This window comes from Vallitalea longa (assembly GCF_027923465.1).
Taxonomy (GTDB): Bacteria; Bacillota; Clostridia; order Lachnospirales; family Vallitaleaceae; genus Vallitalea; species Vallitalea longa.
In genome coordinates this window covers 216,723-227,421 of record NZ_BRLB01000006.1, presented here as the reverse complement: position 1 = coordinate 227,421, position 10,699 = coordinate 216,723, and the positions used below count along the sequence as shown (strand labels likewise).

The 10,699-nt window shown below is 33.2% G+C and carries 7 protein-coding genes; 5 read left to right on the top strand and 2 right to left on the bottom strand.

The window, feature by feature from the left end:
* Positions 1–122: 122 nt before the first annotated feature.
* Both QMG30_RS12430 and QMG30_RS12425 read right to left on the bottom strand, forming a co-directional pair.
* The gene (locus QMG30_RS12430; protein ID WP_281815804.1) at positions 123–1,574 is read right to left on the bottom strand and encodes an aspartate aminotransferase family protein; all 1,452 of its coding nucleotides are present in this window, start codon (positions 1,572–1,574) and stop codon (positions 123–125) included.
* A gap of 141 nt (positions 1,575–1,715) precedes the next feature.
* Positions 1,716–2,312 (bottom strand): TetR/AcrR family transcriptional regulator, encoded by a 597-nt coding sequence (locus QMG30_RS12425; RefSeq protein WP_281815803.1) that lies wholly within the window; start codon positions 2,310–2,312, stop codon positions 1,716–1,718.
* A gap of 233 nt (positions 2,313–2,545) precedes the next feature.
* Here QMG30_RS12425 and QMG30_RS12420 point away from each other — a divergent pair, with 233 nt between their 5' ends.
* The 5 genes from QMG30_RS12420 to QMG30_RS12400 all read left to right on the top strand — a co-directional run bounded on the left by QMG30_RS12420 (position 2,546) and on the right by QMG30_RS12400 (position 10,633).
* Entirely contained in the window at positions 2,546–4,075 is a 1,530-nt protein-coding gene (locus QMG30_RS12420) for a xylulokinase (protein WP_281815801.1), read from the top strand.
* A 63-nt stretch (positions 4,076–4,138) separates the two neighbouring features.
* Entirely contained in the window at positions 4,139–6,046 is a 1,908-nt protein-coding gene (locus tag QMG30_RS12415; protein WP_281815799.1) for an MFS transporter, read from the top strand.
* 362 nt (positions 6,047–6,408) lie between these two features.
* Positions 6,409–7,383: a CAP domain-containing protein gene (locus tag QMG30_RS12410; RefSeq protein WP_281815798.1), complete on the top strand. Its 975-nt coding sequence runs from the start codon at positions 6,409–6,411 to the stop codon at positions 7,381–7,383.
* 262 nt (positions 7,384–7,645) lie between these two features.
* Positions 7,646–8,278: a hypothetical protein gene (locus QMG30_RS12405; RefSeq protein ID WP_281815797.1), complete on the top strand. Its 633-nt coding sequence runs from the start codon at positions 7,646–7,648 to the stop codon at positions 8,276–8,278.
* Positions 8,279–8,365: 87 nt separating this feature from the next.
* On the top strand, positions 8,366–10,633 hold the full coding sequence (locus QMG30_RS12400) for an FAD-dependent oxidoreductase (RefSeq protein ID WP_281815796.1): 2,268 nt from the start codon (positions 8,366–8,368) through the stop codon (positions 10,631–10,633).
* Positions 10,634–10,699: the final 66 nt, after the last annotated feature.

Below are 10,699 nucleotides of genomic sequence, written 5' to 3'. Positions count from 1 at the left end.
CAATATTAAAATATTACAGGGTAGGGCTTACCCGTAGAGCTTGGTAATAATAGTAACCATTAGGTTACTACGTCCCAAGAAACCCCCTCAAAACCGTTTTATAGGTTTAGTGGGGGAGCATGTCACTTGACTCCTTCTACATTTTTAAATACGCTTTCGAATCTATTTAATCCTTCATCTATTATTTCATCTGTATCTGCAAGACTGGTATACATCCTGCTTCCTGCAAGAGTCACTAGACCTTCTGCCATATATGCGGCACCCATTTCTTCCATCATGTGTTTTCTGGCTTTCATTTCTTTCATTCCACCTAGTCTGAATATCTTGGTGAACATTGTTCCTGCTGTTTCAAGATGACATATTGAACCTTGATTATAAGCGACAAAAGGAAGATCATAATGTCTAATCAATTCTTTTAATCCTTTTGTCAATCGATCCCCTGCTCTACCTGCTACTTCACAAGCATTGGTTCTCTCAATTTCTTTTATGGTATAATATCCTGCCAAAGCACTTATTGGATTAGCTGCAAGTGTTCCTCCTGCATATGCTCTCTTCTTACCGCTCTGGAGTCCTGCTGCGATATGTTCCATTAAGTCCTTTCTTCCTCCAAGTCCACCGGCTGAAGGATAACCACCTGCTATGATTTTACCAAATATAGTAAGATCGGGTTTTACATCAAAATATCCTTGAGCCCCACCAATACCTATCCTGAATCCACTTACAACTTCATCAAATATTAGTATAGCTCCATATTTATCGCACAGTTCTCTTATATTTTTGTTGTAATCTTTATCAATTGGCCTAGTTCCACTTTCGGGTCCTACTGGTTCAACTATTACAGCTGCTGTACCACCTCTTAATCTATTGAATCTCAATACCCTCTCTAAACTGTGTAACTTATTAGGATAGGCTTCTTGAGTATTACGACGGCATTTACCAGGAATACCATGTGCTTCGAATCCTCTTGTATTAGGTATGTGAAGTCCATATACCATCTGGTCACTCCAACCATGATAAGCACCACCTAATTTTATTATCTTTTTCTTTCCAGTAGCAAGTCTTGCGATTCTTATAGCTGCCATGACAGATTCTGTTCCACTGCCAAGCATTCTATAGAGTTCAACGGAAGGAAAATGTTTCTTCACTTCTTTCGCGATTTTCAGTTCATATTCATGGAATAATCCAGTAACAGGTCCACATTCTTTTATAAGTTCAATAACTTTTTCCTGTACAGGCTTATAATTACTACCTAGTATAGTTGGACCGCCAGCCTGTAAAAAGTCAATATACTCGTTACCATCAATATCATACATATAAGGTCCATCCACTTTAGTAATAACTATAGGAAATGGATGATTGAAAGCTAGATTATGCTGCACCCCTCCTGGAATATGTTCTTTGGCCTCTGTAATCATTTCTTTCGATTTCTTGCATCTGGTATGAAAATAATCAAGATACTTATTCATGGCATCTCTTTTGACTCTACGTATTGGTTGTGCCAATAAATTATCAATCTGCTCATATATCTCTTTTGTATCATGCCACTTAGATACTGAATATCCTTTCTTCTCCATAATATACCTCCCAACATTATAATTACTAATTTATTAATTCTATTTATTGACTTCACTGTATATCAGTTAAGCTTTAATCATTAGAATTATGTTTATATATGCTAGTCGATATCATGTATCAGATTCGTATATTATCTGTAATTACTGTACTGAAAGTCCTTTATATATAATATCTAATATACTACTTACATCATCTATCGTAACTTTTTCTTTACTGTCAAACCATCTAAAGATCAAACTATAATAAGCACCTATAATTGAGTTTACAATAACCTTATTAGTAACATCTTTAGTGAATTCCAGATTTTCTTTTCCTTCATCAACTAGACTATCAAGTAATTCGTATATCTTATGAAACGGTGAATTGCTATCACCACTATTTATTATAGTGGAAAAAACCATTCTACCTGTTAATTGCATATACGGAATTGAATCTTTCAGTAGTCTTTCCATAATCATCTTAATCTTTTTTTTGCTAGATTCAATCTTGTAAAAATTCTCATCAGCAAGTTCAAGAATATCAAAAACCTCATCTTCTGCTACAGCTAACATTAGTCCTTCCTTGTTAGTGAAATAATTAAAAAATGTTCCCTTAGAAACATCACTTCGCTCGGTGATATCCTCAATTAAAACATTCTCATATCCTTTTTCTTCAAAAAGATGTCTAGCTGCAGTAAGTATATTTGATTTAGTCTTAATTTTTTTACGTTCTCTACGAGAAATATTTTCTATATTCATACTTCCTCCATTTATATAATTTACTATGTTAATTATTAACCCTTAGCTTTAATTCAATTATACATATAAATATTATTGCAGTCAAGAATATTTATACTTAAGTTTAAAATTATACAATAGTTAACTTTTATATTAAATTACAAATTTATATTAGCATTCAAATAAATGTTATGATATAATGAATTTAGACTCTAAATTGTGAACCGTAAGAGATTACTTGGAGGAGGGATAAAGTGAACTTAAAATATGTCATTGCTCATGACGTAGGAACCAGTTCATGTAAAACAGTTCTAGTTGATACATTAGGAAATACTATCTGCAAATCCTCTAACAGTTATCCTGTTGATGTTCCCCATCCTAACTGGGTTGAACAGAATCCCACTGATTATTATGAAGCAGCTGTAAAAGGTAGTAAAAATGTTCTTAATGAATCAAGAATTTCTCCTACAGATGTTGTAGGAATTGTTTTCACTACTCAAGCAATGGGTATCATTCCTATTGATAAACATAACCGAGTACTTCGTCCTAACATTACTTGGGTAGATGGAAGAGCTGAAAAACAAGCTAAAAAAATCATGAAAAAACTTATGGGGGAAAAATTATTCAAAAAAATTGTTGGTATTGAATTAGTTGGTAAAGATGTAATTCCAAAATTGCTATGGATAAAAGAATACGAACCAACTATCTACAATGAAACAGAATATTTTCTTGATGTTAACGGTTACCTAAAATTCAGGACCACAGGTAAAAAAGTGACGGAATACTCTGGAGCCTGTTCTTATGGGTTTGATCTCAAGAAAAAAGATTGGATGAGATTCATCATAAAAGCAGCAGGAATCGACATCCATAAGCTTCCACCTCTCGTAAGTTCTATTGACAATGTAGGTGGTCTAACAGAAGAAGCTGCAAAAGCCATGGGACTTGTAGAAGGTACTCCTGTATTCGGAGGCTGTGATGATACCCAAAGCGCAGCAATAGGTTCTAGTGCTGTAGAAGAAGGAGAAGCCCACATATATCTTGGTACATCTGCATGGGTATGTGTAACCACTAAGAAAAACCTGAAATTCAAACATGCAGCAGTCTGTTTGCAAAGTGGTGATCCAAATATGAATATTGTAGTAGGCATAATAGAATCTGCCGGCTCATGTATCAAATGGATTGCAGACGAATTCTATAAGCACGAACAGAATGACCCTAATATCAAAAACATATATGAATTAATGGACGAAGATGTCAAGAAAGTTCCCGCTGGTTCCGATTACCTTATATGCACACCTTGGATGCGTGGAGAACGTTGTCCCGTCAGTACAACTACTACAAGAGCTACTCTATTCAATATTACTCATGAACATACCCGTGAACATATGATGCGTTCTGTTTACGAAGGTGTCGCCTATAATCTAAGATGGATAATAGAAAACTTCATAAAAGATTTTTCTTTTAATATAACTGATCTTAAGATAATAGGTGGTGGTGCTTTAGATAAACAATGGATGCAAATCATCTCAGATATCACCAAAAAGAAAATTCAAGTAACTAACAATCCTCAGATGTGTGGTGCTCTTGGCGCTGCAATGTGTGCATTCGTCGGTCTTGGAATCTACAAAGATTTTGCAGAAATCAAGAAAATCATTTATCCTCAAAATACATACCTTCCTGACACTAATAATTTTCAACAATATGATAAGCTTTTTAATTCATACAAATCTATATATTACTCACTTAAGAAAACTTACAGTGAAATTAATTCTTGGAGATTCTAATTCATCACAACAATATAAAATCAAATGGCTTTTTTAATAAAACAATAGACGGAGGTCAAACAATTGAAAGAATATAAGATTTATCCCTATAGATGGGTAGTACTTCTTTGTACACTACCTATACTGGCTATGACTAACATATTCTGGCTAACATTTGCACCCATAACCAACTCAGCAGAAAGTTATTATAATGTCTCAGGTATAAGTATTGCTTTCTTATCAATGTGTTACATGATTGTCTATATAATAGCAGCTATACCAGCTTCAATACTTATTGATACCAAGGGTTTCAAAATTTCAGTAACCATAGGTGCTGTTCTTTCAGCAGTTTTCGGCATGGCTAGGGGTATTTTTGCTGATAACTATACCATAGTAGTCATTTGTCAGATAGGTGTTGCATTAGGTCAACCATTCCTTGTTAATGCTATCACTAAAATAGCAGCCAGATGGTTTCCCATTGACTCTAGGGCTACAGCTTCTGGTTTGGCGACAATGGCAGGTTACGTCGGAATGGTAATTGCAATGATTCTCTCACCTAGACTATTTGAATCTGTAGGAATGAAAAATCTACTGATGTATTACGGTTATGCATCAGTAATCTGTGCATTGATATTCATAATGTTCGCTAGAGAAAAACCTAAAACTCCACCGGGACCAGAATATCAATCAACTACTTTTAAAGTAAAAGAGATAAACAAGTTATTTAAGAAAAAGACTTACATATATCTAATGATTTGTATGTTTGTTATGATGGGTATATTCAATGCTGTAATGACTTGGATTGAAGAAATGCTGTCACCTAGAGGAATTACTTCCGTTCAAGCTGGTTTAATAGGTGGAATATTAGTAATAGTGGGACTTATTGGTGCTGTCATTCTTCCTGCATTCTCTGATAAATTGAAAAGAAGAAGACCTCTTCTATTATGGCCGATAATACTTACCATACCAGCATTCCTAGGACTAACTTTTTCTAGCGAATACATTGTAATAGCAATCTTTGCAGGTTTAGTCGGATTCCTAGTAATGGGTATGGGACCAATAGCCTTTCAATATGGTGCTGAAGTGGCTTATCCTGTCCCAGAAGGAACATCTTTTGGCATATTAATGCTTATGGGTCAGATATCAGGAATAATATTTATATTTTTAATGGATGCCTTAGGCAGTGCAGCATCTGGTGATATGACCTTATCTCTCGTCATATTCAGTGTTCTGATACTCATAACATTCATAATTGCATTAAAACTAAAGGAATCACCTATAATATTAGATGCAACAGGTAATATTTCAAATAAGGAATGTAATAAGCCTGAAGGTGAATTACTAGAAAAAAGGAAAAAAGAATTGTGCGAAGCTGGATTACGTTTACTTGAAACTGGACTTATAGCAGGAACTTGGGGCAACATAAGTATGAAATTGAATGATGATTATATGTTAATTACTCCAAGTGGAATTCCCTATGATAAACTAACACCTGATGATATGGTATTGGTCAATATTAATGACTTTAGCTATGATAGTAATAATAAACCTTCCAGTGAGAAGAGACTCCATGGAGAGATTTACAAGACCAGAAAAGAATTCAATGCAATCATTCATACTCATTCCTCTAATGCATCAACTGTAGCAGCAGCCAAAAGAGAAGTTCCTCCACTATTGGACGATATGGTACAGATACTGGGACCTTCTGTTCGTGTAGCTGATTATGCATTACCTGGTAGCAAAAAATTGGTCAAAGGAGCCATTAAAGCCCTGAAAGGAAGAAGTGCTGTTTTACTGGCCAATCATGGAGCTGCATGTGGTGGACGAAATCTCGAAGAAGCATTTACAGCTTGTTTCATTCTAGAAAAAGCGTGTAAAACTTTTATTGAAGTACAATTTCTAGGTGGTGGAGTTCCAATAAACAAATTTGAAAGTTATATGATGCATAAGGTGTTTTTGAAAAAATATTCAAAAAATGCTTTAGAAAAGTAACAAAATTCATGTTTTAATTATATTTACAAACAAGAAAGCTAGAGCTGTTGATTATCCTATCAGCTCTAGCTTCTATTTTACTGTAAAGCCAATACAAATCAGTTATTTATATTTTTAGATATATATTTATTATTATAATTTTTTGGAAATTTATTCTAATTATGTGCTTTAATTAAAGTTCAACCACATATTAGGTAAATTCAGTCGTATATTAGGTAAATTAATACTTATTTACTTGTTTTTATTTTAATAAAAATTAAGCCATTTCTAATAATAATGATATAAGTATTTTTTTTTAGAAATAATTCTATAGCAATTAATATGTAACATTACAATAATTTATTAAGATAAGGAGGATAAAGATGAAAAAAATAAGCGTTATACTTATATTCACTTTATTTGCATCTGTCATGTTTACATCATGCAGATCCAATGAAGAACCTGTAAAAGGAATAGAATCATCAGTTAACCAAACTGGACAAATGCAAGCTGTGAAAATAACAGCAGATAATTGTAAAGTAACAGTAGGATGCGATCCTAATTCATCAGTATTACAAACTTGTAATAAAGACACTACACTTAATGTATTAAGTGAGATAAACAAAGATTGGGTAGCAGTTAAATTAGACAACAATCAAATAGGTTTCGTTCCTCAGAAACAGTGTACACCAGTATTACCTGATAGTGCATTAAACAAAGGTAATCAAGCTTCACAAGGCAATAATGTTCAAACTCCTAGTGGTGGAAAAGGCAATCAGAATACTACCAAGAAAAATGGTTATGACAATCTATTGAAGACTCCACCAACAAGAGATAATCCAAACATTATGCAACAGACACCTAACGATACAACTACTCAACAACAAACACCTGGAACAGACACAACTACACCGCCAGAAAACAATAATGTAGAAACAGATACTGATAATAATAATACTACTACAAACCAAAATATATCAAACGAAGAACAACAACTAGTTAAATTGATTAATCAATCAAGACAACAAAATGGATTGAAACCTCTCGTAGCAGATAATCAGCTTTCAGAAGTTGCAAGAATAAAATCAAAAGATATGATAGATAATAATTATTTCAGTCATAACTCACCTACTTATGGTGATCCATTTAAGATGTTGAAAGATTTTGGTATACAGTACCTAAGTGCTGCTGAAAATATAGCAGGTAATAAATCAGTAGAAGAAGCCCATGAAGCATTAATGAATTCTCCTGGGCATAGAAAAAATATTCTTAATCCTGAATTCACACATATTGGAATAGGAATTCAAAAAGGTAGTAAATACGGCTACATGTTTACAGAATTATTTATGAAAAAATAACTTACATCTATGCTTACTAATTAATAACATCGAATAAATTTTACCCAGTACCTTCCACTGTACCTTCCTACTAAAGCTAGTAAAAATTCTTGATCATAGAACTTTACTAGCTTTCAAATATATCCATTTATGCTATAATATACTTATCCAAAATACATTTCTATTTTATATCATCAACTAACTCACAATATACAACATTAACTAAAATCCTACTAGATAATATCTATCCAATGAAAATTTTTATTAAGAAGGAGGTATTACTATGACAGAATCCACAAGACAATCATTGATACTCTTGAGAGATTCTTCAAATTTTCAATGGTATATCATTCCAATACTTTTGCTAGTTATCTATATCTATGCTGTTGAGGTTGAAAAAAGAAATTGGAATGTTCTTTTAGCTGGACTGGCTTTCTGGGGAATGGATTGGATTAATGAAATATGGAATTCATTAGTATTCCATTTTACAGGATATGCACCTGTGTGGGGAGCACCAACCAAAAGTGCATATTTGATACTAATCGGCCTAAATATTGAGATTACACTTATGTTTCTAGTTGCTGGAATAGCATGTGCCAAAATGCTACCAAAAGATAAGAAAATAAAGATATTAGGTATTCCTAATAGATATTTTTTAGTAGTTTTTAATTCCATATTGTTTGTCATAGTAGAAATAATATTGAATCATATAGGCGTATTAACCTGGGAATACTCCTGGTGGCAAGGCTATTGTCCTTGGTTAATTATACTTATTGGTTATATGCCATTCATAACAATGTGCTATATCGTTCATGATATGAAAAAATTAAAAAACAAACTAATAACCGTTGGAATTATATTTTCTATAGACATACTAGGATTAATAATATTCGGACCTATATTAAATTGGATCTAAGAATAAATATACATAAGCTCACAAATAGAAGGATAGATTGTAATAATGTCGAATAAGTAAGTATACACTAACTCAAGGAGGAAAAATATGGTATCTTATCAAGAACGAGTTAAGAATTTAACTAGTAGTTATGGAAATTGGTTTCATGACAATACACTTCTAGAATACGGAAAAATGACTTCTTCATTATACCCCTATACTAAACTTTTTTCCCCTATAACAATAAATAGAACCAAAATCAAGAATAGGTTGATAATGGCACCAATGGGTAATATTTCTATGTGTGACGAAACCGGTAGACCTAACGAAAAAATGGTTAGCTATTTTACAGAAAGAGCTAAAGGTGGTGTAGGATTAATTACTACCGGACTAATACCTATAAGTTATGGAATCGACAATTCCATTATAGAGAAAGGTGATTTAACCTACTTTCCAAGAATTGATAGATCCAGAACTACATTTGCACCTTGGAGAGATATAGCAGAAAACTGTCATTCATTTGGAGCTAAGATTTTCCTTCAAATAAGTCCTGGTCTGGGCAGAGTCGGGAATCCCCAGTGTGTTCTTAATATGCACAAATTTCCTGTATCAGCATCATATAATCCTAATTATTATATGCCAGGAGTACCATCACTTAGATTATCAGATAGAAAACTTAAGAAAATAATCAAAAAATCAGGTCAAGCTGCTGCCGACTCCAAAGCTGCATTGATTGATGGTGTATATATGCATGGACACGAGGGTTATCTATTGGAGCAATTGACCAATCCTGCTTTCAATAGAAGGAAACTAGGGAAATACTCTGATTGGCAGAGATTCGGTATCGATTTAGTAAAAGAAATAAGAGAAAGATGTGGTAAAAATTATCCTATAATGTATAGAATAGATTTATCCTTGGTTCTTAACGAAACATACGGTGAAAGAATGTCAAGTGTCAAATCTCTCAAAAAATTTAAAAACGAAAGAACGGTCGACATGACTCTTGATTATATGAAAAACCTAGTAACCGCTGGCGTAGATGTGTTTGACGTTGATCTTGGATGCTATGATAATTGGTGGCTTCCTCACCCACCAGGACCAATGCCTCCAGGATGTTATTTAGAAGTATCAAAAATAGTAAAAGAATATTTTAATAAAAATAATATTAAATCAAATGCAGGAAATGAAGTTCCTGTAGCAGGTGTAGGTAAATTAGGTTATCCTGATTTAGCCGAAAAAGCTTTACGTGACAACTCCTGCGATATGATCATGCTAGGTAGACCATTATTATCCGATCCATATTGGCCTAATAAAGTTTATGCGAACAAAGTGGATGAGATAATCCCATGCATAGGCTGTCAAGAAGGTTGTATAAATGAATTCGTAGAAGGCGGTCACCCACAATGTGCAATCAATCCTAGAACAGGATTTGAAGATGTGTATAAAGAAGAATTTCCATTGACTGCCAATAAAAAGAAAATTGCTGTAATAGGTGCTGGTCCAGCTGGTGTTACTTGCGCAGTAACAGCTGCAAAAAGAGGCCATGATGTAACATTAATCGATAAAAATGAAAAAGCGGGAGGATTACTTATAACAGGGTCTATTCCAAAGATCAAATTCGACGTAAGAAATTACAATGAATATTTAAATAATTCTATTAAAAAAGCTTGTGAAGACTATGACTTAACATATAAACCTAATACTACTGCCACTGTGGAAAACTTAAAATCAGAAAATTATGATGTAATTATAACAGGTATAGGTGTTAAACAAATCATACCAAAACTACCTGGTTACGATAGAGATAACGTCGTTTTAGCAACAGATCTCTTACTCAATAAAAATCTAGCCAAAAATCACGAAACCATTGCTGTAATAGGTGGCGGTGTAGTTGGCTGTGAAACAGCTTATATGTTAAAAAGCGAAATGAACAAAAATGTTGAAATAATCGAAATGGAACCTTATTTCATGAATCATGTTTGTACAGCTAATAGAGGATATATGATACATTATCTAGAAGACAATAAAGTCCAATTACATAATTGCACAAGATTAAAGAGTATAGAAAAAGATGGTATCATAGTTTCCAAAAATATATCTAGCACCGTACCGGATCCATATATTACATGGGCACCATTATTACCGGAGAATGTAGTTAATCCTCTTGCAAAAGAAATGAAGATTGAAGAAAAAGAAATGAAAATCAACGCTGATTTAGTAGTAATGGCTATTGGTGGAAGACCTATAGATTCACTATATTACAATCTTGTAGAAGAAAATGCAGCTCCAGAAATATATAATATAGGTGATTCATTTAAACAAGGAAAAGTCTTTGAAGCGACTAAATCTGGCTATTTATTAGCTAGGAATTTATAAAAACAATAAAATGAGACTACCTCATATATTAATATTCTGTATTGCAATCACAAACTATACTGCAAT

Bases quoted from the DNA above. Each gene is read 5' to 3' on its own strand.
- QMG30_RS12430 (WP_281815804.1), bottom strand. From the start codon at position 1,574: ATGGAGAAGAAAGGATATTCAGTATCTAAGTGGCATGATACAAAAGAG.
- QMG30_RS12425 (WP_281815803.1), bottom strand. From the start codon at position 2,312: ATGAATATAGAAAATATTTCTCGTAGAGAACGTAAAAAAATTAAGACT.
- QMG30_RS12410 (WP_281815798.1), top strand. From the start codon at position 6,409: ATGAAAAAAATAAGCGTTATACTTATATTCACTTTATTTGCATCTGTC.
- QMG30_RS12405 (WP_281815797.1), top strand. From the start codon at position 7,646: ATGACAGAATCCACAAGACAATCATTGATACTCTTGAGAGATTCTTCA.
- QMG30_RS12400 (WP_281815796.1), top strand. From the start codon at position 8,366: ATGGTATCTTATCAAGAACGAGTTAAGAATTTAACTAGTAGTTATGGA.